This is a genomic window from Flavobacterium sp. FlaQc-30 (assembly GCF_044005885.1).
Taxonomy (GTDB): Bacteria; Bacteroidota; Bacteroidia; order Flavobacteriales; family Flavobacteriaceae; genus Flavobacterium.
On sequence record NZ_JBIPCO010000004.1, the window covers coordinates 40,615 to 66,367 of the forward strand.

The following is a 25,753-nucleotide window of genomic DNA, read 5'->3' on the forward strand; positions in this document are numbered from 1 at the left end:
TTCAATGTTTAATTTACAGTAGTTTTAATTTCATCTAATTTTAGATTTAAATGCACGCGGTAAAATTGGTTATCCTGGTTTATAGTCAGTTCATGAGCATTTGGATAAAGTAAATCCAATCTGTTTTGAATGTTTACTAGTCCAATACCTGAATTTTCAGGGTCTTTTGTATAATTCTCAATTGTATTTTCAATCCAAAAATCAAGGTTGTTTTCTGAAATGAAAATTTTTATTTTGATATGCGCCGCACCTTTATAATCTGTTCCGTATTTAAAGGCATTCTCAACAAACGATATCAGCAGCAAAGGTTCAATAAACTTGTTTTTAGTGTCGCCATGAACATTAATTACAATATCTTCAATGTTGTTAAGTCGTAGTTTTTGCAGTTCAATATAATTCTGAATGTAATTTATTTCCTTTTCTAAAGCCACCGTTTTATTGTCTGTTTCGTACAACATATAGCGCATTAACTCAGATAATGTCACGATGGCGTCAGGCACCAAATCAGATTTTTTATGTGCTAGAGAATAAATACTGTTTAAAGAATTGAATAAAAAATGCGGATTGGTTTGTTTGCGTAAATAAGTCAGTTCCGTATTTGTTCGATGAGTTTCGGCAATTAATTTGTTTTGTTCGTTACTGTAAAACTCTGCCAAGGTTCTAATAATTGCACTTATAGTAAGAATTAAAATATAGAAAAAGGAGGGGCCGATTTTAAAGAAAAGCGGACGTTTCATCTCAATTTTTAAGTTGTCAGTTTTTCGTAAAAGAATAGTGTCATTTGGCATGAAATGCGGACGAGCAATATTTGAAGGAGGTAAATGTCTGAATTCAGGAATAAAATAATTAATTCTGATAATCATGAAAACGGCAATGATTATAAATGCAAATAAAAAATACTGCCAGTACTTTTTTTGTAAAAGAAGAGACGGAACCATATAATAATAGTTGAGGTAAAACAACATTATTCCTGATGCCCACTGAACATAAAAATCATTATTGATTCTAAACGGACTTTCATAAAACTGAATTAAAGAAGTCAGAATAAAGAAAACCCATATAATACAATGGAATAGAATTTTGTTTGAGTTAGTATTTTTGATGGCTCCGATTTTCATTTATAATTTTATTTTTAATAAAATTAATTCATTTTTAGCTATTGTTGGCGATAAGTTTTGGCTGAGTTTTTCAACCACTAAATGGGCAGTTTTTAAAGCATCTTCTTCTGTCGAAAAACTTTTGTTGTCACTTATTACGGGTATAATCGATTGTTTAATGATAATTTTATCTTTATATGAAATCGAGTATCCCCAGCCAGAATTGGTTTGAAATGTCTCTGTTCTATAAATCTCTTTTTTCCCGCAAGAAACCATTTGTAAAACAAGACACAAAAGCAACAAATTCTTCTGGATATTACTCCAGAAGAATCGTTTATTATTAATTATCATTGTCATTTTGTTCCTCTAAAGGTTTAAATTCCCAAGCATCATCAAAGTATGAAGAGCCAATTCTTCCTAGCATATAAAAACCGCGATTATTTATAGCAAAACCTACAGCATCAGTTCTTGTAGCGCCTTCAAGCGGTGTTCTTTCAACCCAAAGATCGGTAGTTGGGTTATATTCCCAAATTGTTTTTATGTTTTCGCCTCCAACTACATATCCTAGTCCATTCATGCTAAAACTTGATGCATTGGCACGTACAATTGCATATTCGTCATTATACGAATAATCATCAGTAGTATTTTTGTCAATATCTCTTTTTCTTGTCCAAGTATCAGTTGCAGGATCAAATTCCCAAAAATCTCCCTGATAAACACTATTATTAATTCCTGTTGCCAGATACGCTTTATCAGCAATTACAAATACGGTTGCATTACGTCTTTTATTACCGCTAAAACCATTTACAAGTGTCCAGGTGTTTGCTTGATCATCATATTGATAAAAATCTTTTAGATAATTTCCATCATAACCAGTTCCAAAATAAGCTTTACCTCCAGCCTGAAAACCTACAGCAGCATAACGAGCTGTTCCTGCAAAATCTGTTTTTTGAGTCCAGCTGTTGTTGGAAGGATCGTATTGATAAAAATCCTTCAGTTTATTAGTTCCGTCATAACCAAGTCCAATATAGCCTTTATTGTTTAATGCAAAGCTAGAGGCAGAACTTCTTCCTACACCAATAAAGTCTGCTTTTTGCTCCCAATAATCTCCATTTGAGTTGTAAGCCCATAAATCTTTCAAGTATACGTCGCCAGTATAACCAGCTGCAACATATGCATAATCACCAATTACAAAACTTGTGGCGCTAGACCTTGCCGGCCCATCAAAAGCCGATTTCTTTACCCAGTTTCCCATTAATTCATCATCCTCGTTGTCATTGCTGCAGCTTATAAAGAAGAGACTAGAAAGTAATGAAGCGAATAATATTCCTTTTTTAAAATTATTCATAGTGTATTAAAATTTATTTATTGGTTCAAAAGTAGGCAGGGGAAGGATTTAAAAAAAAGAAGATATATGTATTGCCTATTTTAATAGACTAAATCAGGCTTTTTAAAGGCGAATGAGTTCTTGACGTTACTTTATCTATTATAGATGCTTTTTTGCCTTTTATAGAGCAAAAATGTAAGACTGTATATGTTATGATGCCGTCTAAACCACGCCATTATATATTTGCGCAAAAAATTGATTATGCGTAAGTTATTGTTTGTGTTGTTTTTTGCTTTTACATTATTTTCATGCGGAACAGATACTGATGCAGGAGAGTTTGTAGTTGGATCTGATTATTTGGCTTTGAACAATAAGGTTGTTATGATTGATACTGTAACGGTCGAAATGTCTACCATAAATTTTGATTCGCTGGTGACTTCAAACCAGAGTCGAATCTTGGTTGGAAACTACGATGATCCCATTTTTGGGAAGATAAAATCGAGTAGTTATTTTCAATTGTCATCAAGTAATTATGCTTTAAATAATGAAGGTTCCGATACCGAGAATGTTAATTACGTTTTTGATTCTATTTCCATGGTATTAAAGTATGATAACTATTTTTATGGCGATACAACTAAAATTCAAACATTTAATATTCATCGCTTAACGCAAAAAGTTAAACCAAATACTGATTCTGGAAGTTTTTATAATAATTCTAGTTTGAGTTACGATGAGGAAAGTTTGGGAACATTCTCATACAAGCCGCGCCCAGTTGGAAAAGATTCGATTAATATAAAAATGAGTAATGAATTTGGAGAAGCTCTTTTTCAAAAAATAAAGAAAAGAGATATTACAGATTTTGACACTTTTACAGAGTATCTAAAAGGGCTTGTAATTGTACCATCATCATCTAACTCGTCAAGTGTTATTGGGTTTAATACTTCTAAGAGTTTAGTACGGTTGTATTACTCCAAATATCGAGCGGGCGTTGATGAGGTTCCCTTTGTGATCGATTTTTCTATTTTAGATGCCACAAAGCAGTTTAATTCTATTTCTTTAGATAAAACAGGAACTTTAATTCAAAACCTGCCTATATCGAGCAGTAAACTTTTGAGCACAGCGACTAACGGACAGGGATTTATTCAGTCTGGAACAGGAGTGGCTTGTCGGATCGATTTTCCAAACTTAAGACAGTTGAAATATATCTCAGATAATGGCGCCATTGTCGATGCACAATTGATTTTAAAACCAGTCAATAATTCTTATTCTGAAAAATATCCGCTGGCTGATTCCTTAAAGATATATGTAGGCGACAATTTAAATAGAATCAGCAGTTCGTTGCTAAATTCTGCGGGAGTGCAAGTGTATGGTATTTTGAATAAGAAAAGTGATGAGTTTAATGAAAACATCGGATATACAATTCCGTTAGGTAACTTTTTACAAAAGGAAATGCTTCGTGCTTCTGATTCTAAATCTTCTTTAATCCTTACGCTTCCAGGTATTTCTAAAACCGTAGATCGAATTGTTTTAGGAGATCAAAAGCATTTAAACAATAAAATTCAACTAAAAATCTACTACATCTCTTATTAAATGAAAAATAAAATAGTTTTTTTTTACTGCGCCATTTTAATATCGTTTTCATCATTTTCTCAAAGTATTTCAAGCTCGCCGTATTCATTGTATGGAGTAGGCAGTTTGTATGATGCTGATTTTGGATTGCTTCCTTCAATAGGATCTGCAGGAATTGCACTGCCATCAGATAGTTTTATTAATAACCTTAATCCAGCTTCTTTAGGCTTGCTGCCATTAAATCATTTTATGTTCGATGTTGGTGGTAAAGCTATTGCGACAACCTATCAAAACAATTCAAAAAAGGAGAATCGCAACAATTTTCAATTTTCTCATATTGCTTTTGCTTTTCCAGTTACTAAAAATTCTGGTTTTAGCGTGGCATTACGTCCGTATTCTAGCTCGGCATTTAAAATTTCTAATCTTATTCTGCCAATCTCAGATAGTCAGGAGACCTATAGTTTATCAGCAACAGGTTCAGGAGGATTAAATAATTTTGATTTTTCTTATGGCTATCGATTTGGTAAAAAACTTACAGTAGGAGCGTCTGCAGCTTTGTTGTTTGGAAACACAGTTGATGACAGAGTTTTTACAATTCTCAATTCGGTCACTACTATACATAAAAAAACAGATTATAACGGACTTCGTGCAACATTGGGAACTCAGTATAAAATTGATTCTACGTTTACTATTGGTGCAACAGTTAAATTACCGGCACAAATTAAAGGCTCAAAAGTACAGTCAGTTGAGTCGATAAATGATGAGGTGGTGAGTGATATTCAACCTGAAACAGTTTCTGATGTAGAGGATTATTATATGCCTTTAGAAATTGGAATTGGTATTAGTAAGCGATTCAAAAAAGTCTTGAATATGACTTTTGATTATGAAAAAAGTTTATGGAATGATACAAAACAATCTGATTTCTATGGAGATTATGTAAATCAAGACAGATTTGCGTTAGGTTTTACTTATTTTAACGAAAAACGAAATTACAGAAAATATTGGGACAGGGTCAAATATTCTGCAGGTGCAAATTTTGATACGGGATATCTTGAGATAGATGGAAAAAGAATCAACAATGCTTCAATTTCAATTGGAGTTAATCTGCCTATCGAAAATACTTTTTCGGCCTTAAATATTTCATATTCGTACGGGCAAAAAGGAAGTATTTCAAACAATTTAATTAAAGAAAATTATCATAAATTGTCTGTAAACTTATCTTTAGATGGTATTTGGTTTGTTAAGAGAAAAATAGAATAAAATTAGAAATCTTTTTGGACTACGTTGTATTTATGTTCTAAAATGGAATCTAAAACAACTGGATTTGAATTAACGTAAAATATAGGTTCGCTTTTTTGAGCTGTTGTAAAACCAACTTTATCGCGTAAAATATTTTGAGTTTGTCTTGCTACTGCTTCTCCAGAATCTATAATCTGAATATGTTCAGGAAGTATTTTTTTAATCTGAGGAATTAAATAGGGGTAGTGGCTGCATCCTAAAACTAGATAGTCAATGTTTGCATCTATCATAGGCTGCAAGTATGATTCTAAAAGCTGTGTCATTTCTGGAGAATACAAATTTCCATCTTCAATTAACTGAACAAGTCCATAACCAACCTGTTCAATAATGGTTGTATTTTGAAACATTTCTGCAGTCTTATTAAACAACTCACTGTTTAATGTTCCTTTTGTAGCCAGGATACCAATAACTTGTGTTTTAGAGTTATTGGCTGCAGGTTTTATTGCAGGTTCAATTCCAATAAACGGAATGTCATAATCGTTACGGAGTTCACGAATAGCATTAGTTGTCGCTGTATTGCAGGCTACAACAATTAATTTGCATTTCATTTCCAGTAAAAAATCAACATTTTTTTTGCTTAAAGCAACAATCTGCTCTTTGGTTTTTTGACCATACGGAGCATTTTTACTATCGGCTAGATAAATTGTTTTTTCATTTGGAAGTAAGTTATGAATAGCGCTCCAAATTGAAGTTCCTCCAATTCCAGAATCAAAAACACCTATAGGATTATCGTTTGTCATAGTACAAATTTAGTATTTTTTGAAACAAAATGATAGTTGAAATTAATTGTAATTTGCGAATGATACGTCTTTTTTATTTTAAATAAATGTAAAAAAAAACTGTTCAAATTTTTTAAAAAATTTGAACAGTTTTAATTCAAGAATTCGGTTTTATTAGAATCCTAAATCTTTTTTTACGTCAGCAGTAATGTTTGGACCATCAGCTAATAAAAGAGTAGAACCATCTAAAACATATTGGAAACCTTTAGCTTTTCCAATTTTTTGGATAGAAGCTCTTACTTTTTCCATTAATGGTTTTACAATGTCAGTTTCTTTTTGTTGCAATTCTTTTTGAGCATTGTCTCTATAGTCAACAATTCTTTTTTGCATGTCTTGAACTTCTTTAGAACGATCTCCATTAACAGCTTCTGTTACAGTTGCAGCTTCAGCTTCGTACTTTTTGATTTTAGTTTGATATTCATCAACCATTTTTTTGTATTCAGCATCATACGTACCACTTAATTTTTGCAGTTGATTTTGAGCATCAAGCATAGCAGGCATTTTCGACATAATGTCGCTTACATCAACATGGGCAACCTTCGCCTGTGCGTTCATTGTGTTACTTGCTCCTAAAATTAGTATTGCAGCAATTAGTAAAGTTTTGATTTGTTTCATCATTTTTAAAATATTAATTAATTATTGGTCGTATTAGTTTTTTGTGTTTCGGCTTCTCTTGCTTTTTTAGCCGCTTCTCTTTCTTCTAATATTTTTTTTCTTCTTTCTTCTAATTCTTTTTTACGTTGTTCGTAAAGTTTTTGTCTTTCGGCAGCTTTATCTACGGCAGGTGCAGCTGTTGTTGTTTCAGTTGCTGCTGCAGGTTTTGCTGTCGTACCATCAGTTTTAACTGCTTCAGTTGTTTTTGCTGCCTGAGTTGATTTTGCTGGTTCAGAAACCGTGCCATTTTTTTTAGCTTCTCTTTCTTCTAGTATCGCTTTTCGCCTGTCATCATACTCTTTTTTCTTAGCTTCCTGCTCTAGTCTTCTGTCTTCAATAAGCTTTTCTCTAGCTGCTTTTCTTTCATCTAGAACTTTTTGTCGATCAGCCATAGCAGGATTCTCATCGATGGCATTTTCTTTACTTTCTTGTACTTCCTGATCCTTCAATTGTTTTTTCGTCAACTGTTCTCTTTTGTCAGTTCTGTTCAAGATGCGTATAACCTGATCGCTGATATCAAATCTTTTGTTGCTGAAAAGCATTGTCAAATCTGATGATTTATCAAAAATAAAATCATAATTTTTAGCTTCTGCAATATCTTGAACGGCAGTAAATACCTGATCTTGAATAGGCTTTGCCAAAGCAGCTTTTTGTCGAATTAAATTTCCGTCAGCTCCAAATTGTTTTTGCTGATAATCCAGCATTTCGTTTTCTAAGAACTTAATTTCAGTTTCTTTTTCATCAATTAATTCTTTGGTTAACAAAGCTTTTTCTGCTTTAAGATTTTCTTTAAGCGTATTGATGTTTGTTTTTTTTGTTTCTATTTCTTGTTTCCACTTTTGAGCTTTCAACTCTAATTGTGATTTTGCTTCTTTATAATCAGAAACATTCTCCAAGATATATTCCATATCTATGTAACCAATTCTTGTTGTCTTGCCTTGTGCCTGACTTGTATTAGCTACAATCAAGGCTAAAAATATAAATAAAAATTGTTTTCTCATAACATTACTTTATTCGATGATTTTTAACCAAACGTATTATTCCTAAAATTGTTGTCCAATTATAAAGTGAGTTTCCCAGCCATTTGCTTTGTTTGTAACAGATCCTGGCAGAGCATCGAAACCATAACCAAAATCGATACCTAATAATCCAAACGCAGGCATGAATACACGTAAACCAGCTCCAGCAGAACGATATAAATCGAACGGGTTGTAATCCCTGAATGTTGGATATGAAGAACCTGCTTCTAAAAACGTTAATGCATAGATCGATGCAGATGGTTTTAATGTTATTGGATAACGTAACTCCATTGAGAATTTGTTGTAAATAGTTGCTCCAATTTGCTGCCCATATCTAGAACTTGTTTTGTCTTCAATAATTGGCGTCAATGAGTTGTTTGGATATCCTCTTAACTGTATAGTCTCTCTACCATCCATAGAATACTGTGCCATTCCGTCTCCTCCTAAATAAAAACGTTCAAACGGTACAACACCTCTAGATTGATCGTAAGCACCTAAGAAACCAAATTCTGTTAATGTTCTTAAAACTAATTTTCCATATACCTTAGTATACCAGTCTGCTTTAAATTTAACCTTATAATATTCTAACCAGTTGTATTTTTTCTGATCCACTTTTGCTTGATCTGTATCTGCATTTGCATAGTCAGATCCCACACTTACTGTTTGATTACTACCATTTATAGATTCACTTTTTGTGTAATCTCCAGGATTTATTGGTTGCCCGTCAGCTCCTGTCATAGTAGTTGTACCAGTATATCTTGTTTTGTATTCTTTTTCATTAGCTAAATTTCCATAATCTACACCATTAAATAAAGAATATGGAGGTGTTACTTTAGCAGAGACACTAAACTCAGAACCATAAGTTGGGAATATTGGGTTAACCCCTTTATTACTTCTTGAAATTCCAATAGTGTAAGCTAAGTTTCGTGATGCTCCATTACCAAAGGTAAATAAACCAGTAAAGTAATTATTCAAATCATAGTGCTGGTAACTTACCGATTGTGATAATACGAAATAATCATCTGGCACAGTAAGACGTTTTGCTAAACCAACTTGTACTGTAAAAATATTAAAACTTTGGCTTCTATCAACAGTTCTTGTAACATAATTATTATTAAACTGTTTACTGTACGAGATAGACGAGCTAAATTGTACTGGTTTTTTTCCTCCAAACCAAGGTTCAGAAAATGATAAACTGTAAGTTTGGAAATAAGTACTTCCTTGTAAACGTAATGATACTTTTTGTCCATCTCCCATTGGAAGCGGTTTGTAAGCATCTTTGTCAAATAATTTACGAGCCGAAAAGTTGTTGAATGATAATCCTAATGTTCCAATGAAACCGCCGCCGCCGTAACCTCCTTGAAGTTCAACCTGGCTAGATCCTTTTTCTACTAATTGGTATTCGATATCTACTGTTCCTGCTCCTGGATCAACATTTCTAAATTCAGGCTTGATAGATTCAGGGTCAAAGAATCCTAATTGTCCAATTTCACGAATTGTTCTAACTAGTTCTTCTTTGCTGTATTTGTTTCCTGGTTTAGTTCTTAACTCACGATAAATTACGTGGTCATTTGTTTTGTCGTTACCAGTAACGTATATTTTGTTGAAATAGGCAATTGGACCTTCAGTAATTCTAATTTCAAAATCAATAGTATCATTTACAGTTTTTACCTCTACAGCATTGATTTTTGAGAATAAATAACCATTGTTTTGGTATAAGTTTGTAATGTCTTCCCCGTCAGGTTTTGAATTATCTGCAATTCTTTTTTCAAGCATTACACCATTATAAACTTCTCCTTTTTTGATTCCTAAATAACGATTTAACTGCTGATCTGAGTAAACTGTGTTTCCTAAGAATTTGATATTTCCAAAGTAATACTTGTTTCCTTCTTCGACATTGATTTTAATACCAAGCATATTTTTGTCTTTGTTATATTTAACAGAGTCGTAAATAATACGTGCATCACGATATCCTTTTTCTTTGTATGCCGAGATAACTTTTTCTAAGTCGGTTTTGTATTTTTCGGGAATAAATTTAGAGGCTTTTAAAACACGGAAAACATTTTTCTGTTTCGTGTCTTTCATCGCTGCTCTTAATTGAGTTTCTGTAAGTTGTTTATTTCCAGTGAAATCAATGTTGCTGATTTTTACTTTGTCACCTTTATCTATACGCACCAACATATTAACCTGATTACCGGCAATTGTATCTGGTGTCGTTGTAATGGTAACTTTAGTATTGTAAAAACCGTCTTTTTTGTATTTGTTTTCGATGTAGTTTTTCGTGGTAGTAATTAAGTTCTCGTTTACAATTTTGTTTTTGGTTAAATTGTTATCCTTAATTAAAGCTTCGATTTTGCTTTTCTTTACACCAGTGATTTTAACTTCATTAAGTTTCGGGAGTTCAACAATATTTAAGTCTAAATAAATACTGTCATTTTGAACCTTATTAATGTAAAAAGCGATTTCATCAAAAAGACCAAGTTTACCTAATTTCTTAATTGCACCAGTGATTTCTTCTCCCGGTACAGTTATTTCTTGACCTGTTTGAAGTCCAGAAAACGTTACTACAGTTTGTTCGTTAAAGCTAATTTTACCAACTACAGAAACTTTGGCTAGTATATACTTTTTTCCTTGATCAAAAGGAACTCTTTCTTGTGCTTTAATTTGTGAAAAACTACCCAAAAGTAAAAGGGTAAAGACTATTTGTATTCTTTTTTGTAACACTAAAAAATTATTTAATTTGTTCACTGGTTTTTCCAAATCTACGTTCTCTTTTTTGATAACTAATAATAGCCTCATATAAATCTTGATCTTTAAAGTCTGGCCACAAGACATTAGTAAAATACAATTCTGCATAAGCGATCTGCCATAGCAAAAAATTACTTATTCTATGTTCTCCACTTGTTCGTATTAACAAATCTACATCAGGTAAATTTTGCGTGTAAAGATGCTCATTTATAATTGAATCGTCAATAGCGTCTATTGAAATTATATTATTTTTAACTTTATCACTGATGATTCTAACGGCATTTACCAATTCTTCTCTTGATCCGTAACTTAAAGCTAGCGTAAGAGTAAGACGAGTGTTGTTTTTAGTTTTATCAATTACATCAAGCAGTTCTCTTTGTGCAGATTTTGGTAATTTTTCAAGATTCCCAATTGCATTAAGTCTGATGTTGTTTTCCTGAAGTGTAACTAGCTCTTTTTTTAATGAATTGATTAAAATTTTCATTAATGCTTCAACCTCTAGTTTAGGACGGTTCCAGTTTTCTGTAGAAAAAGCATATAAGGTTAAGTACTCGATACCAAGCTTAGCACAAGTTGTAATTGTTTTTTTTACAGATTTTGTGCCATTTTCATGTCCAAATGCTCTTAGGAAGCCTTGTTGTTTAGCCCAGCGTCCGTTTCCGTCCATAATAATGGCCAGATGTTTTGGTAAGTTTGATTGATCTATAGAGTCTATTAAATTCATTGTATTATTGTGCGCAATAGCAAGGTTTTTGTCCAAAGGTATACGTTAGCGTTAAACCTGAGAAAACATACCAATCATTGTTGTTTAAATTTCCAAATTTTAAAATGTTTGCATTGCTGGTGTTTGGATTGCTGCCATCAATGTTATCTGTAAATGTATATCGTGCTCCAACTTCGGCCGCTAGGACAAAGCGAGATGTTATATTAGATTTTATACCCAGTGTCATTGGTATTGCAAATGAGCTTGAGTTTGTACTTTGTGTAATATTTTGGGTTGTCTTATAGCGATACAATCCGTCATAAATAAAAAAACTTAATCCAGAATATATATAAGGTGTAATTTTTCTGTGATAATCATGCAAATTAAAATCAAAAAAATTAAACTCCAAACCCGCAGAGATTTCTTTTACATTATTTTCAAAGCGATATCCTCTTCCGCTTCTTCCTGTTTCATCTGAGTCTAAATCATTTCCCGAGATTGTAGATTGAGTGTAAGAAATTCGATAAGAGTGACGAGGGCTTTTGTTCCATTTATACAAAACGCCAAAAGCCAGCTTATCTGGATTTATGTAAGTTGTGCTTCCCACATCGCCTACAAAGTTGCTTCCGCCAAGAAAAACACCAATCTCATTGATTTGAGCATTTAGTGTAATAAAGGGAAAAAAACATAACAATAAATTAAAAATTTTCTTCATTTAATTCAGAATTGCGTGCAAATATAATAATTATCGATACGAATCAACGTTCCTTTACATAAATGTGCTTTTTTTTCAATTTACAATATGAATTTGAGACATTTAATGATGATTCACTACAGGCAGAACGAGAAAATGTTCTATTATCGTATAGTGTTAAGTAAGAAATAGGGTTAATTTCTCTTGTCTTCGCCCCAGAGTAGTTTGTTTCTTAATGTTTTTAAGAAAGTTTCGCCTGGTATTTCGACCATTTTTATTTTGTAATCAGTTTTTTTGATCTTTAAAATCGATTCATTTTTTACAGAAGAAGTTCTAGAGTCTAATGAAACCAAATATTGATCTTCTCTGCCTGAAACACGCAATGTAATTTCTGTGTCGTCTGGTATAACAAGTGGTCTTGCGGTTAAGTTATGCGGCGCAATAGGAGTAATGACTAGACTTTTTACATCCGGCGTTAAAATTGGTCCGCCGCAACTTAATGAATATCCTGTAGAGCCGGTAGGGGTAGAAATGATTAAGCCGTCTGCCCAATACGAACTTAAGTATTCGTTGTTTAGGTGAGTTTCAACAGTAATCATCGAAGTAGTATCTTTTCTGCTTACTGTAACTTCATTCATTGCGAAATTAAGTTCTGCAAAGGCATCATTTTTAGGTTCGCACGTTAAACCAAGTAAAGTTCGTTCAGATGTGGTGTAGTTTTGATCGATAACATACTGTAGTAAGCTGTCGATATTTTCTTTTTGAACTTTCGCCAAGAAACCTAATCTGCCAGCGTTTATGCCTAAAAGCGGAACGCCTGAACTGCGAACTAAAGCTGCAGCTCTTAACATTGTTCCGTCGCCTCCAATACTAATCAACATCTCAAAGCTATCATCTAAAATTGTACTTGATGAAAAAGTAGCATATTCTTTTTTGACAAGCTGCTTTTCATAGAGCATTTCCAAAAAGTTTTCTTCAATTACAATTTCGACATGATTTGAAGTAAGAAACAAGAAAATGTCTTTTATAATTGGTTCAGTGCTGTTTTGATAGTATTGTCCGTAAATGGCTATTTTCATTCGTCTTAATTAGATAATGAGGAAATGTGTTAATTTGATAATTTATTTAGTTGAGAACATTTTCTAATTTTCTCATTGACCAATTTTCTAATTTAAATATTGAGATATTTGTCTAAATAATCAGAGCGTTCTTTTAAGCTGTTGATATAAGTGTCTTCTTGATGTTCCGAGATTATTTCGTAACCATATCTTCTGTAAGTTTGAATTATCTCATTCATTGCACCTAATCCTATTTTTATGGTAATTTGAACATTTTCTAAATCAGCTTCAGAGACAAAGCATCCTAATATTTTTCCGTTATTACTTTCAACGATTTGCGTTACCTCACTCATCGAATAATCTAAAAGGCTTTTTTGAACAATAATAATTCCGCCTTGCTCTTTTATAAAAGGAGTTTCTTGAAAGAACTTCATTATATCTTCTATTTCATAATAGCCGACATAGGAGTTGTTTTCGTCAAGAACGGGAATAGTATTAGTATGGTTTTTTGCAAAAACTTCCAGGACATCCAGCCAAATCATTGATTTTCTGGCAAAAAAACGTTCTAAAGTATATTTGTAATCAATTATTTTTTTATCTGAATCAAAAGTTTCAACATCATCAGAAGAAATACTTCCAATGAAAATTCCTTCCTCCAAAACAGGGAAATGAGAAAAATTTACCTCGGCAAAAAAGTCTTGAACCGATGCTATAGTTTCCTGACCATCAATTGGTCCGAAATCATTGGTGATATAGTTTGTAATTTCTGTCATAAATCAATTGGAGATATTTCATGCAAAATAATCAAAAAATACCAAAAACTGCTGCGTTTTACTTTGTATTTTTGTCGTAACAAATATAGTGTTACTAGAATTAATTATCTATTTATATGACAAAGTTAAGTGTAAATATCAATAAAATCGCAACGCTTAGAAATGCTCGCGGCGGAAATGTTCCTGATTTATTAAAAGTTGCTGTCGATATTCAACGTTTTGGAGGACAAGGAATCACGATTCATCCACGTCCAGACGAACGACATATTCGCTATCAAGATGCGCGTGATTTAAAAGCAATTGTTACTACAGAATATAATATCGAAGGCAATCCGCAGCATAATTTTATTGATTTAGTTCTTGAGTGTAAGCCAGATCAGGTAACATTAGTTCCTGATGCAATTGGAGCAATTACCTCTTCTGCAGGTTGGGATACGATTGCAAATCAATCTTATTTAACAGAAGTTATTCAAGAGTTTCAACGAAACGGAATTAGGACTTCTATTTTTGTAGATCCGGTTTTGGAGGTTATTGAGGGAGCGAAAAAAACAGGAACAGATCGAATTGAATTGTACACTGAAGCTTTTGCACATCAATATGATTTGGGAAATAAAAACGGAATAGATCCTTATGTTGAAGCTGCAAAACTGGCAAATGAATTAGGTTTAGGAATAAATGCCGGACATGATTTGAGCTTAGATAACATTCAGTTTTTCAAACAAAACATTCCAGGATTATTAGAGGTTTCTATTGGTCACGCCTTGATTTCAGAAGCGCTTTATCTTGGTTTGGATAATGTTGTAAATATGTATTTGAATAAATTGAAATAAGTTTCCTAAAAGACTCTTAGAAAGGATAAAAAAATATTTAATGTAAAAATAAATGTTATACTCAAAAATAGAAGGCGAAGGAAAACCATTTATTATCATGCATGGATTTCTTGGTATGTCTGACAATTGGAAAACACTTGCAGGACAATATGTAGAAGCAGGATTTCAGGTTCATATTTTAGATTTACGTAATCATGGGCGTAGTTTTCATTCTGATGAATGGAGTTATGAAGCAATGGTTCAGGATGTATTTGAATATTGTAATGCGAATAATTTGACCAGAATTGATATTCTCGGGCATTCAATGGGTGGAAAAGTAGCTATGCTTTTTGCGGCAACACATCCTGAGATTGTAGATAAATTAATCGTTGCAGATATTGGGCCTAAATTCTACAAACAGCACCATCAAGATATTTTGGCGGGGTTGAATGCGGTTGATTTTTCTGTAAAGCCAAGTCGAAATGATGTTGAGGAAATAGTAGCGCAATATGTGCCTGACTTTGGAACTCGTCAGTTCTTATTAAAAAATTTATATTGGAAGGAACCTGGACAGTTAGCGTTTAGATTTAATCTCGCTGTTTTTAATAATAATTTGGATGCAATTGGAAAACCGCTGGCAGACAATTTGGTTTTTGCTAAGCCGACATTATTTATAAGAGGTGGAAATTCAGGCTATATTCAGGATTCAGATCTTGAAGATATTCGAAAACATTTTCCAAATTTAAAATTAGAAACCATACCAAATGCGGGACATTGGCTTCATGCTGAAAATCCAAAAATGTTTTTTGAATTGACAACAACGTTTTTAAAAGAGTAATTTTTTGATAAAAAAAAGTATTACTTTTATTAAAATTTAAAAAGAAAAAGACATGAAATTATTACTTAGACTTCTTGTTACGGCTGCTTTAGTTTTGTTAATAGCTAACTTTTTGCCGGGTGTGCATGTGGCCAGTTTTACTACAGCAATTATCGTTGCAGTGGTTTTAGGATTATTGAATCTTTTTATAAAACCAATATTGGTTATTTTGACATTGCCGGTAACAGTGATTACTTTGGGATTGTTTTTATTGGTTATTAATGCCGTCATCATTTTGTTGTGCACTAATATTGTAGGAGGATTTGCAGTTGATTCACTCTGGACAGCTTTATTGTTTAGTGTTATATTATCTATTCTGCAATCTATTGCATATAAAATAGTAGGAGACGATAAATAAAAGGTATTAAAGTGACTTAAAAACCACTTCAAATACAATATATTAAAAACTTGGTTGGGTTGCAAAAATTTTATAATTTTGCAACCCAATTTTATTATGTAAATTAAAGAAGAAGATGGATATTAAAAGAGTAGCAATAGACGCTGTGAATGAAACGATTGTATTAAACGTTGTTCACATGGATTATAAAGGTCAAGTAGCAAAAAGAATAAACGAAAAAATGCCATTGGCTACCGTTAAAGGTTTTAGAAAAGGACAAGTTCCTAAAGACCTTGTTGAAAAACAATACGGAAAAGCGATCAAGCAAGAAGAAGTTAAAAAAGTAGTTGATTTAGCTTTAGAGCGTTTTGTTCAATCTGAAAGATTAAATCTTTTAGGAACTCCTCTTGCTAAAGAAAACGAAAACTTTGATTGGGATGCTGAAGAACTAACTTTCGAATATGAAATTGGTTTAGTTCCTAACTTCGAAATTGATTTAGAAGCAAAAAATAATATCGTAAAATATATCGTAACGGCTGATGATAAATTAATCGACGGTCAAGTAGAGCGTATTCAAAAACAATTCGGAAAAGCAATCCCGCAAGAAGTGGTGTCTGCAGATTCTGATTTAACTGGAACTTTCTCAAACGAAGAAAAAGGGATCAATAATACAACTACAATTTCATTATCTACTTTCAATAAAGCTGCTGGAGACAAATTCATCGGTAAAAAAGTTGGAGATGTTGTTGCAGTAAGCACAAAAGGTTTATTTGAAGACGATCACCAATTAATGGATTACTTAAAAGTATCTCATGATGATGTTCACGGTTTAGATATCGAAGTAAACTTTACAATCGAAGCAATCAACGGAGCTGAATTAGCTGAATTAAACCAAGAGTTATTTGATAAACTTTTTGGAGAAGGAAAAGTAGCTTCTTTAGAAGATTTAAAATCTAAAATTAAAGAAGACGCTGAAGCTCAATTTGCACAACAAGCAGATCAAAAATTATTATTAGACGTTCAAGATTTCTTGATCGAAAGCACAAAATTTGATTTACCAGCTGAGTTCCTTAAAAAATGGTTACAAACTGTTGGAGAGAAAAAACTTTCTGCAGAAGAAGCTGAAGTTGAATACGCAAGATCTGAAAAAGGTTTACGTTTTCAATTAATTGAAGGAAAAGCTATGGCTCAAAGTAATATTCAAATTACATTTGATGATTTGAAAGCTTTTACAACAAATGCTATCAAACAACAAATGGCTCAATTTGGTCAAACTAACCCAACTGACGAAGAAGTTCAAGGAATTGTAGCTAGAGTTTTATCTAACCAAGAAGAGGTGAAAAGACTTTCTGAGCAAGTTGTAGCTGAGAAATTGTTAGAATTGTTTAAAGAAAAAGCAAATCCAACAACTAAAGAAGTAACTTACGAAGAATTTATTGCTGCTTCTTACGGAGAATAAATTTTAGTCTGAAAGTCGAGAGTTGTAAAGTCAAAAGTTAAGAAGCAGACTTCATTAACTTGATTCTAAAAATTAAGATTTTATTACAGAAACTGAAAGATAAAAATAATTATATTTGAACGTCAATGGAAGTTTTTCTTCTATTGACGTTCTTTTTTTGTTTCCGGTTTCAGTTGGTGAACGTTTCTTAGTTTTAAAAAAAACTTAGAATCTTAGCAGCTTAGAATCTTAGTATCTTAAAAAAGAAGACAAATTGACATCCTTTAGAAAGAGGTACAACCTTTGATAAAAGAATATATACATTAAATAAAGTAAAACTTAGAACAGATACATATGAACTACGGTAAAGAATTCAAAAAATTTGCTACAAAGCACCAAGGAGTAAACGCGATGTACTATGACAAAATCATAGCAGCGATGAATCCAACTAATATGACTCCATATATTATCGAAGAGCGTCAGTTGAATATTTCTCAATTAGATGTGTTTTCAAGATTGATGATGGATAGAATTATTTTTTTAGGAACAGGTATCGATGATCAAATTGCAAACATCGTTCAGGCTCAATTACTATTTTTAGAAAGTGCTGATGCTTCAAAAGATATCCAAATTTACTTAAACTCTCCAGGTGGAAGCGTTTATGCAGGATTAGGAATTTACGATACAATGCAATACATCAAACCAGACGTAGCAACGATTTGTACAGGAATGGCAGCTTCTATGGGAGCAGTTTTATTATGTGCAGGAGCGGCAGGAAAACGTTCGGCTTTACCACATTCAAGAGTTATGATTCACCAGCCGTCAGGAGGAGCACAAGGAGTTGCAACTGATATGGAAATCAACTTACGTGAAATGTTGAAATTGAAAGATGAATTATACAATATCATCTCGCATCATTCAGGACAAACTTTTGATAAAGTACACAAAGACAGTGAGCGTGATTACTGGATGATTGCTGACGAAGCAAAAGAATACGGAATGATTGATGAAGTATTAAGAAGAGGATAATTTTCTTAAAGGTTGAAAGTTGCAGGAACTATCCCGATTCCTCGGGACTAAGATTGACATGAAACCTGAAACAAAATTAAACTTGAAATAAAAAATAAAGATTAAGCTGTAAAGAAGTTAAGTTTTTAAGTTTTAAATTAAAAAGCTTAGAAACTTAGTATCTTTGCAGCTTAGTAACTTAAATAAAGAATGGCAAAAGTAGTATTAGAATGTTCGTTTTGTGGAAGAAAAAAGCCAGAAACTAATTTATTAATCGCGGGTATCAATGCACATATCTGTGATAAGTGTATTGAACAAGCACACGGAATTGTATTAGAAGAATTAAAATCAAGCGGAAGCTCAAAACTTGTTGGCGACTTAATTTTAAAGAAACCAAAAGAAATTAGAGCATTCTTAGATCAATACGTTATCGGGCAAGACCAAACTAAAAAAGTAATGTCGGTTGCTGTTTACAATCACTACAAACGTTTAATGCAGGAGCAATTAGACGACGAAGTAGAGATTGAAAAAAGTAACATTATCATGGTTGGTCAAACCGGAACAGGAAAAACATTAGTTGCTAAAACAATTGCAAAAATGTTAGACGTTCCTTTGGCTATTGTTGATGCGACTGTATTAACAGAGGCAGGTTATGTAGGAGAAGATGTTGAAAGTATTTTGACACGTTTACTGCAAGCTGCGGATTATGATGTAACCAAAGCCGAAAGAGGAATTGTATTTATTGATGAAATTGATAAAATTGCCCGTAAGAGCGATAATCCATCAATAACACGTGACGTTTCTGGAGAAGGTGTTCAACAGGCATTATTAAAACTATTAGAAGGAACAGTTGTAAACGTACCGCCAAAAGGAGGACGTAAACATCCAGATCAAAAATTTGTTGAGGTAAATACTCAAAACATTCTGTTTATTGCTGGAGGAGCTTTTGATGGAGTGGAGCGTATTATTTCAAAACGTTTAAACCGTCAAGCAGTTGGATATTCAACTTCTAAAAATGTTGATAATATTGACAAAGACAATTTACTGCAATATATTATTCCTAAAGATATTAAGGATTTTGGATTGATTCCAGAGATTATTGGTCGTCTGCCAGTTTTAACACATATGGATCCGTTAGATCGCGAAACACTTCGTGCGATTTTAACACAGCCTAAAAATGCATTAGTAAAACAATATCAGAAATTATTTTTAATGGATGAGGTTGAATTTACAATTACAGATGAAGCATTAGATTTTATTGTTGATAAAGCATTAGAATATAAATTAGGAGCTCGTGGATTACGTTCGCTTTGCGAAGCAATCCTAACAGATGCAATGTACGAACTGCCAAGTTCTGATGATAAAGTTTTATCGATCGATAAAGATTATGCAGAACATACTTTGAGTAAAAACTTATTGAAGCGTATGGAAATTGCTTCTTAAATCTTGATATTACTTTGTCAAAGTTCAAAACTTTGACAAAGTTTTTTTTATAAACCTGTTCACTTATTTGAACAGGTTTTTTTTTATGCTTTTTTAGAATTTCAACCTATTTTCGGGTAGTTTAAATAAATTCGTACAAAATGAGTTTGTTGTAAGAATTTATTCTATATATTTGATTTGTAGTTTTAATCTTAAATATTATAAATTATGAAGCAAAAAATTCAAAAAATTATTATTTTAAGTACTGTAATGATAATTTCAGTCACTTTTTTGAGGTGTCAAAAAGATGAGGATTTATTAAGTCCAGAAATTAAGAATGTCTCACTTGCCAAAGAATGGTTTAAAAAATATGAAGGAAATGGAGATAATCTTGATTTGTTTCGAAATTTAAATTACGAATGGGAAAATGCCGAGATTAAAGAAACCAAAGATGGTGCTCAATTAATTGTCGTTCCAATTGCAGAGGCAAAAAAAGACGAAAGCGAAACTTGGGAACAAAGGCTTTACATTTATAAATTAAATGGGAATGAGTATAAAGCACTATTATATGAGTTTTATCCTGATAAAGATACTGAAGATATTGTAAGTGTAGAATCAAATGGTTTTAACGGATATATTGTTGCTTGGGATCTAAAATCAGGTTTTATAAAAGCCGCTCGTTTTGAAAATGATGTCATGGTCTGTGCAGGGAATGTTGAAATATTGTCTAGCAAAAATCCAAATAGCAGTGCAGCAAAGGTACCAATGGAATCGGATGACTATGAGTATGGTTGTGCGCAGACTGGATGTAATAATCCAACACCATTAAGACCTGTAGTTGTGCAAAATGATTACAAAAACAATACAATCTATTACAACCCAAGAGGTTCAGATATTACAGGAGGAGATTCAGCTGATTATACTTCTGGTTATGCAGGAGGAGGCAGTGGTAGTAATGCAGGTAATAGTTTAACAGCTTTTACTATTTTAGCATCAGGGCCTAAAATAGATCCTAAAAAGGAAAATAAGTGTTTTAATTTATCTAAATCGGCAGAATTAACTATTTATGTGCAACAGGGTAAGGAAGGAACGAGAGAATTAATAGGTCCAAATGAAGTTGGTCATGTTTTTATTGGTATAAGACAAGATGGAATAGAGCGTTATTATGGCTTCTATCCTGAGTCTGGAGCTAATAGTGCTTTGGTTGGTGTAGGTAAAAATTATGTTTCTGAATTAAGAGATAATAGTAAAGAAATGTATCATGTCAGTATATCCAAATTAATTTCATCCAGCCAGTTAAGTTTAATAGTAAATTATGCTAATAATCCTCCTGGAACTTACAACGTAAATAGTTATGCGTGTACAGATTTTGGAATCGTTATAGGTAGACTCGGAGGTATTAATTTGCCATCAACAAAAGTTTCAGCCATAACATTTAGCGGAACCTCGCCTGGGAATTTAGGAGAAGATATTAAGAGTGGTAATTTCCCAAATACTACAAAAACAATAATTAAAAGTACTGCTCCAGCGAGAAAAGGGGATTGCAAATAGAAATTTAAAATAAAAAAAATGAAATATGTAATTTTGACTTTATTAGTAGTTAACTCTTTTAGTATTAATGGACAGGAAGTGACTGATCACAGCCAAATTTTAAAAGAATTTTATTTTGATCTCTATGCTGATAATATTACTCCAGAAGAAATAGTTTCAGAGTATATTCTTTATTCGGATGCAAGTCAATATAAGAAAGCTATTGATATGGTATTAGACTTTCGTAACCTTGCTATTGAAGAAAATGAGCATTTTGGTTTGCTAAAAAAAGATATTAAGGAAAATAATTTTTCTATTTCTGCTTACAGTTATTTTGATGAAAGTGACAAAGTAAAATTTACTGAAGTTGCTAAAGAGAAGAGGAATAATATTTATAAAGTTACTTTAAAAAATACCATTCCTCAGTATGTTTTATTAGAAAACAATAAAATTGTATCCTTTTTTGGATTTCAAAAGGCAGGATCTAATGAATATTACTTTGTCGGTTTTCAGTAAAATAAATATGAAAAAAATATTAATATTAGGATTTATAATCCTGTCAGCTATATCATGTAAGGCACAAACAATTGTTCCTGTAGAAAAAATGGGTGATTATATTGATGCTGGAGATGGTATCCCAGAAAACACTTACCTGAAAGATGTGAATAATTTGCTTGCCAAATATGTAGGCACTTGGAAGGGATCTTATCAAGACAAAAATTATATTCTATTTATTAGTAAAACTACCTCTAAATATGGAACAATAACTAGTGATAAATTACTGATGCGCTATTTAATCACATCAAGTAATGGTGCTTTAATATCAAGCACTCAAAATCTTTCTGATAATAGCCCATATATTATTGAAGGATCTTATTTTGGCAAGGACTTGGCTGTTTATGCATTAGATTTTTCTGGCAATAATTCGATGTGTGGAAATGCGGGAACGGTGTTTATACGTATGAAAAATGTAGCAAATACACTATTGTCATTTGGTTTTGAACCCGATAAAATTATGATTTCAGAGGATACCTGCCCAGGATTAAAACCAGCAGAATTAACTTTTCCTAAAGATGGTTTGATGCTGATTAAACAATAATTTTTATTTAAACCCCTCAAGAACTTTTAATACTTGAGAGGTTTAGATATGATAAAAATCAGGAGGATTCAATCAAGTAAAAAAATGGAGGCCATATTTGTAATGTATCCGGACACATAGGACAAATTTCTCCGCAGCAATTGCAGAAAATTATTTCTTTGTCAGTAAAATATCAAAATAGTTGGTACGATTTAGATGCTAATAATTGTTCAGATTTTACAGCTGATGTATTGAATATTGTGGGAGTTGCAAGTAATAATTCGTTCGAGACTCCTAATAAAGTTGCAAACACATTGCAAAAAGTACCAAATCACACTTCTAATCCAAGTTATGCACCAAAAACAAAAAGAACATGTCCTTAACGATTAAAATTTTAAAAACCGTAGCAATAATTTCATTTTTAATGCTACCAGGGCTTAGTGAAAATGGAATTCCATATTTTGCCTTTTTATTATTCTGCTTACGTCAATTTATTACTAGTCTATCTGGTAATTCAGATTCGATATTTTGGCAAGGATTTCTTGTTTTGCCTATATTGGCAACTTTAATTGTTTTTCTTATTAGCAAAGTCAATAAAATTTTGTCTTTTTGCTTTTTAGGTTTATTAATAACACAGATACCTAGTTTAATAACTAATTATAAAAGAATCGATTTTTTGTTTTTATTTCTTTTTTTGACTTTTATAATATCGTCAATTTGTGTAATTGTGTTAATAAAAAAGAAAAGGAGGTGAAATATTCATTTTTATGATTAATGAAAAGCATGGAAATTGATAAAGATAAAAGCAAAATGCCAAGTGAGCATCATGAAGTAATTGCGAAAAAATATGTAGCAGTAATAGCAGCAACGATTCAAGAATTTCATACAAAAAAAAGTGTGCCTTTAGGTTTTGCCTCTGAGATATATACAGATTTGGCGTGGTCTGGTCTTTTTGGCACTAGTGAGTTTAATAGATTATATCCAAATGATCCGAGTTCAGTATGTTATAATGATAGAGAGAGAATAATAAATAGATTTTATTCAGAAAAAAATGCTGAATTAAGAGGTGTTTTAACTCCGACAGGAATCCCATGCGTAAAATAAAAGTTTTATGGAAAATTTAAAAAAAATAATGTTTCTAGTTTTTTCGTTTTTTCTTCTATCCTGTGCCTCCTTACATTTTAAAAGTAATGAACCGATAAATACTTTTTTAGAATTAGAGAATGTTTCTAGTAAGAAAAACTATATACTAAGGATGAAGGAAAGTAGTAGTCAGATTTTAAGAATTTTTAATAGAGGAGAAGGGGATAAACATAATGTATATCCAAATAAAACAGATTATACAAGTAAATTATTTAATGAAAAACATTGGCGGAAACTATATTCGAAATATTCTCCAGATACTATTAAAAAATATTGGAAAAATGATGACTTTCCTGAATTTAGATTTGTAGAAGGAAATCGAAGTCAGCTTTTTACGAATGTTTTTTCAAAAAAATATCCAGATCTAAAAGATGTCGAAAATGTAATTGTTTTATCTGAACCAATTTATTATTATAAAAAAAGATATGTAATGTTCTTTTATCATATTGATAACTCTTTATATAGTAGTAAACCTCAAATTGTTGTTGTAATGAAAAAAGAGGGAAATAAATGGATACTAGTTGAAAAAATAACTGATTATAGTTGCAGTGGATGTTTGTAGGATTGAATTTGTGGTGTACTTAAGTTTCTTCGGGATTTAATGTTACTCCTACAAAAATTAGTTACTACACCTGTTCATTTATTTGAACAGTTTTTTTGTTGAATATTCTTAAGTCATATTTTTCTTTCTTTACTTAAAATAATATATTTGATACTTAATCTTTTACCGTAAATTATGATAACTGAAGTTTTGAAAAAGTTAGCTCATCTATATTATCCTAAAAACATATGTCCTTGGACTCAAAAAGAGTTATATTTTGAAACTGTAGAGTATAAAAGATTACAGTCGTTAATTGATTTTTTTGATTCAGATAGCAATCGGGAAATTCGAAACAATATTAAAGCTGAATTTGCTAAAGATTCTGTTCTAAAAGATTTTCAAGATTTTTCTAGACTTGATAATCAGGATCGATGTTATACTTTTTTTTTGAATGTCGTTGAGGGAGGAGAATTGTGTTCTATTACCTTATATTTGAGTATATTGATTCCTTATTACGTAATTAATGTTTTGGTTCATAAAAAACAAATGATCATACCAAGATCTAAAATTGAAGAATTGGAAAAGGAAAATTTAGATCCAAGAAAAATTAAGGATTTGGTTTTAGAAGTAGAAAATATAGTTGAAAAAAAGTTATTTTATTCAAAATTTCCAAATGAAATATTAAACACTAAATTTGAAGATATTAGTTTTCAAGATTCATATTTAGGTGAATTTAAAATGTTTAATGCTTTTTTCAATAATCACATTATTCATCGAGATGAACATGGTAATTAAGAGTTCTTCAATTCTGCTTTTAAAAACTATTGCACCCTAAACTTTTCTCGATATTCAATAGGTTTCATTCCAACCATTTTATAAAATACCTTTCTAAAGGCTTTCGGGTCATTATACCCTGTTTTTTCTATAATTTCTGAAATAGAAAGCTGCGTTTGTTCAAGATATTTTTTAGAGCTTTCAACTCGAATGTTTTGTAGATACTCAATTGGCGGAATTCCGGTAACTTGTTTAAAACGACGCGTCATGTTTCTGGCACTCGTGGGAATGTCTTTTGTGATTTCTTCCAGTTTTTCTATGCTGTGGTATTGGCTTTCAATTTTATGTTGTAACATGGCAACCAAAGTATCATTATGCAAATGATTCGGCCTAAAAGTGCTGAAATAACTTTGTTTATATCGATTTAAATCAATCGAGAAAATCTTGGCAATTTGTACCGCAATTTCATTGCCGCAATATTTCTGAACTAAAAGAATCAGCAAATGAAATGTTGAGGTCGAACCGCCGCTTGTATACAAACTGCCATCAGCAGTTAAAGTTTCTTCTGGTTTTAATTTTACCATCGGAAAAGCTTTTGTAAAAGCACTGCAGGCATCAACATGAGTAGTAGCCAGTTTTTCGTTTAATAATCCTGATGCAGCAAACAAAAATGCTCCTGTGCAAAAGCTCGCCAGTTCAGCTCCAGATTGATGCTGTTTTTTTAACCATGGAATAAAGTTTTTGTTTTTTGCGATCATTCCGCTCATATCATCAGTAGTGAAAGCGGGAATCAAAATCAAATCTAAAACTTTGTTTGAAGTTTCAATCGAGTTGGTTTCATATCCAAACAAAACACCTTGATTAATTTGTTCTGCTGATTGAAAAACCATAATGTCAAATGGTTTTTCGGTTTCCTTACTTAATTTATTTGCCGTTTCAAATACTTCTAAAATTGCAGCAATACTCAACAATTTATACTCGTGAGGAACGATTAAACCTACTCTTGTGCTCATGATTCTGTGGTTTTTTGGAAGATTAATGATGTAACAAATGTAAGTAAAATGTCTCAAATGCCC

At 32.0% G+C, this 25,753-nt stretch carries 27 protein-coding genes; 15 read left to right on the top strand and 12 right to left on the bottom strand.

Annotation, left to right across the window (positions count from 1 at the left end):
- Positions 1-8 precede the first annotated feature (8 nt).
- Genes ACHRV0_RS10410 through ACHRV0_RS10420 form a run of 3 tightly spaced genes read right to left on the bottom strand, consistent with a single transcriptional unit; the run spans position 9 to position 2,445 of the window.
- A complete protein-coding gene (locus ACHRV0_RS10410) occupies positions 9-1,118 on the bottom strand; it encodes a sensor histidine kinase (RefSeq protein ID WP_129024162.1) in 1,110 nt (369 codons plus the stop codon).
- On the bottom strand, positions 1,119-1,448 hold the full coding sequence (locus tag ACHRV0_RS10415; protein ID WP_395440795.1) for a DUF4907 domain-containing protein: 330 nt from the start codon (positions 1,446-1,448) through the stop codon (positions 1,119-1,121).
- Positions 1,438-2,445: a Kelch repeat-containing protein gene (locus ACHRV0_RS10420; RefSeq protein WP_395440796.1), complete on the bottom strand. Its 1,008-nt coding sequence runs from the start codon at positions 2,443-2,445 to the stop codon at positions 1,438-1,440. The genes ACHRV0_RS10415 and ACHRV0_RS10420 overlap by 11 nt, the downstream gene beginning before the upstream one ends.
- Before the next feature lie 240 nt (positions 2,446-2,685).
- On the opposite strand from ACHRV0_RS10420, the gene ACHRV0_RS10425 reads away from it, so the two are divergent.
- Together ACHRV0_RS10425 and ACHRV0_RS10430 are read left to right on the top strand one after the other, a co-directional pair.
- Positions 2,686-4,014 carry a DUF4270 family protein gene (locus tag ACHRV0_RS10425; protein ID WP_395440797.1) on the top strand — a complete coding sequence of 443 codons (1,329 nt, stop codon included), beginning with the start codon at positions 2,686-2,688 and terminating at the stop codon, positions 4,012-4,014.
- Positions 4,015-5,253, top strand: coding sequence for an aromatic hydrocarbon degradation protein (locus ACHRV0_RS10430; protein ID WP_395440798.1), 1,239 nt, complete (start codon positions 4,015-4,017; stop codon positions 5,251-5,253).
- A gap of 2 nt (positions 5,254-5,255) precedes the next feature.
- Here ACHRV0_RS10430 and murI read toward each other — a convergent pair whose 3' ends face one another.
- The 8 genes from murI to ACHRV0_RS10470 all read right to left on the bottom strand — a co-directional run bounded on the left by murI (position 5,256) and on the right by ACHRV0_RS10470 (position 13,720).
- The gene (gene murI, locus ACHRV0_RS10435; protein WP_395440799.1) at positions 5,256-6,032 is read right to left on the bottom strand and encodes a glutamate racemase; all 777 of its coding nucleotides are present in this window, start codon (positions 6,030-6,032) and stop codon (positions 5,256-5,258) included.
- A 153-nt stretch (positions 6,033-6,185) separates the two neighbouring features.
- Complete coding sequence (locus ACHRV0_RS10440; protein WP_199170255.1) at positions 6,186-6,689, bottom strand: OmpH family outer membrane protein; 504 nt, start codon at positions 6,687-6,689, stop codon at positions 6,186-6,188.
- Positions 6,690-6,703: 14 nt separating this feature from the next.
- Positions 6,704-7,726, bottom strand: coding sequence for an OmpH family outer membrane protein (locus tag ACHRV0_RS10445; protein WP_129024156.1), 1,023 nt, complete (start codon positions 7,724-7,726; stop codon positions 6,704-6,706).
- Between the two features lie 42 nt (positions 7,727-7,768).
- Entirely contained in the window at positions 7,769-10,543 is a 2,775-nt protein-coding gene (locus ACHRV0_RS10450) for an outer membrane protein assembly factor (protein ID WP_395440800.1), read from the bottom strand.
- On the bottom strand, positions 10,476-11,216 hold the full coding sequence (locus tag ACHRV0_RS10455; RefSeq protein WP_089054504.1) for an isoprenyl transferase: 741 nt from the start codon (positions 11,214-11,216) through the stop codon (positions 10,476-10,478). The genes ACHRV0_RS10450 and ACHRV0_RS10455 overlap by 68 nt, the downstream gene beginning before the upstream one ends.
- Before the next feature lie 4 nt (positions 11,217-11,220).
- On the bottom strand, positions 11,221-11,910 hold the full coding sequence (locus ACHRV0_RS10460) for a DUF6089 family protein (RefSeq protein WP_395440801.1): 690 nt from the start codon (positions 11,908-11,910) through the stop codon (positions 11,221-11,223).
- Between the two features lie 173 nt (positions 11,911-12,083).
- The gene (locus ACHRV0_RS10465; RefSeq protein WP_129024154.1) at positions 12,084-12,968 is read right to left on the bottom strand and encodes an NAD kinase; all 885 of its coding nucleotides are present in this window, start codon (positions 12,966-12,968) and stop codon (positions 12,084-12,086) included.
- A 92-nt stretch (positions 12,969-13,060) separates the two neighbouring features.
- Positions 13,061-13,720, bottom strand: a complete 660-nt coding sequence (locus ACHRV0_RS10470; protein ID WP_395440802.1) for a CBS domain-containing protein — start codon at positions 13,718-13,720, stop codon at positions 13,061-13,063.
- Positions 13,721-13,836: 116 nt separating this feature from the next.
- Here ACHRV0_RS10470 and ACHRV0_RS10475 point away from each other — a divergent pair, with 116 nt between their 5' ends.
- The 13 genes from ACHRV0_RS10475 to ACHRV0_RS10535 all read left to right on the top strand — a co-directional run bounded on the left by ACHRV0_RS10475 (position 13,837) and on the right by ACHRV0_RS10535 (position 24,698).
- Entirely contained in the window at positions 13,837-14,550 is a 714-nt protein-coding gene (locus ACHRV0_RS10475; RefSeq protein ID WP_129055132.1) for a pyridoxine 5'-phosphate synthase, read from the top strand.
- 52 nt (positions 14,551-14,602) lie between these two features.
- On the top strand, positions 14,603-15,367 hold the full coding sequence (locus tag ACHRV0_RS10480) for an alpha/beta fold hydrolase (RefSeq protein ID WP_129024153.1): 765 nt from the start codon (positions 14,603-14,605) through the stop codon (positions 15,365-15,367).
- A gap of 52 nt (positions 15,368-15,419) precedes the next feature.
- Entirely contained in the window at positions 15,420-15,764 is a 345-nt protein-coding gene (locus ACHRV0_RS10485) for a phage holin family protein (RefSeq protein WP_129024152.1), read from the top strand.
- A 115-nt stretch (positions 15,765-15,879) separates the two neighbouring features.
- Positions 15,880-17,202 carry a trigger factor gene (locus ACHRV0_RS10490; protein WP_089054472.1) on the top strand — a complete coding sequence of 441 codons (1,323 nt, stop codon included), beginning with the start codon at positions 15,880-15,882 and terminating at the stop codon, positions 17,200-17,202.
- 333 nt (positions 17,203-17,535) lie between these two features.
- Positions 17,536-18,210 (top strand): ATP-dependent Clp endopeptidase proteolytic subunit ClpP, encoded by a 675-nt coding sequence (clpP, locus tag ACHRV0_RS10495; RefSeq protein WP_129024150.1) that lies wholly within the window; start codon positions 17,536-17,538, stop codon positions 18,208-18,210.
- A gap of 189 nt (positions 18,211-18,399) precedes the next feature.
- Positions 18,400-19,632: an ATP-dependent Clp protease ATP-binding subunit ClpX gene (gene clpX / locus ACHRV0_RS10500; protein WP_395440803.1), complete on the top strand. Its 1,233-nt coding sequence runs from the start codon at positions 18,400-18,402 to the stop codon at positions 19,630-19,632.
- 207 nt (positions 19,633-19,839) lie between these two features.
- Positions 19,840-21,162 carry a hypothetical protein gene (locus tag ACHRV0_RS10505; protein WP_395440804.1) on the top strand — a complete coding sequence of 441 codons (1,323 nt, stop codon included), beginning with the start codon at positions 19,840-19,842 and terminating at the stop codon, positions 21,160-21,162.
- Positions 21,163-21,180: 18 nt separating this feature from the next.
- Complete coding sequence (locus tag ACHRV0_RS10510) at positions 21,181-21,657, top strand: hypothetical protein (RefSeq protein WP_395440805.1); 477 nt, start codon at positions 21,181-21,183, stop codon at positions 21,655-21,657.
- A 7-nt stretch (positions 21,658-21,664) separates the two neighbouring features.
- Positions 21,665-22,240: a DUF6705 family protein gene (locus tag ACHRV0_RS10515; RefSeq protein WP_395440806.1), complete on the top strand. Its 576-nt coding sequence runs from the start codon at positions 21,665-21,667 to the stop codon at positions 22,238-22,240.
- A gap of 158 nt (positions 22,241-22,398) precedes the next feature.
- Positions 22,399-22,602 carry a hypothetical protein gene (locus ACHRV0_RS10520; protein ID WP_395440807.1) on the top strand — a complete coding sequence of 68 codons (204 nt, stop codon included), beginning with the start codon at positions 22,399-22,401 and terminating at the stop codon, positions 22,600-22,602.
- A 400-nt stretch (positions 22,603-23,002) separates the two neighbouring features.
- A complete protein-coding gene (locus ACHRV0_RS10525; RefSeq protein ID WP_395440808.1) occupies positions 23,003-23,323 on the top strand; it encodes a hypothetical protein in 321 nt (106 codons plus the stop codon).
- A 7-nt stretch (positions 23,324-23,330) separates the two neighbouring features.
- On the top strand, positions 23,331-23,924 hold the full coding sequence (locus ACHRV0_RS10530; protein WP_395440809.1) for a hypothetical protein: 594 nt from the start codon (positions 23,331-23,333) through the stop codon (positions 23,922-23,924).
- Between the two features lie 174 nt (positions 23,925-24,098).
- Positions 24,099-24,698: a hypothetical protein gene (locus tag ACHRV0_RS10535; RefSeq protein WP_395440810.1), complete on the top strand. Its 600-nt coding sequence runs from the start codon at positions 24,099-24,101 to the stop codon at positions 24,696-24,698.
- A 26-nt stretch (positions 24,699-24,724) separates the two neighbouring features.
- Here ACHRV0_RS10535 and ACHRV0_RS10540 read toward each other — a convergent pair whose 3' ends face one another.
- Positions 24,725-25,690: a GlxA family transcriptional regulator gene (locus ACHRV0_RS10540; RefSeq protein ID WP_395440811.1), complete on the bottom strand. Its 966-nt coding sequence runs from the start codon at positions 25,688-25,690 to the stop codon at positions 24,725-24,727.
- Between the last annotated feature and the right edge of the window lie 63 nt (positions 25,691-25,753).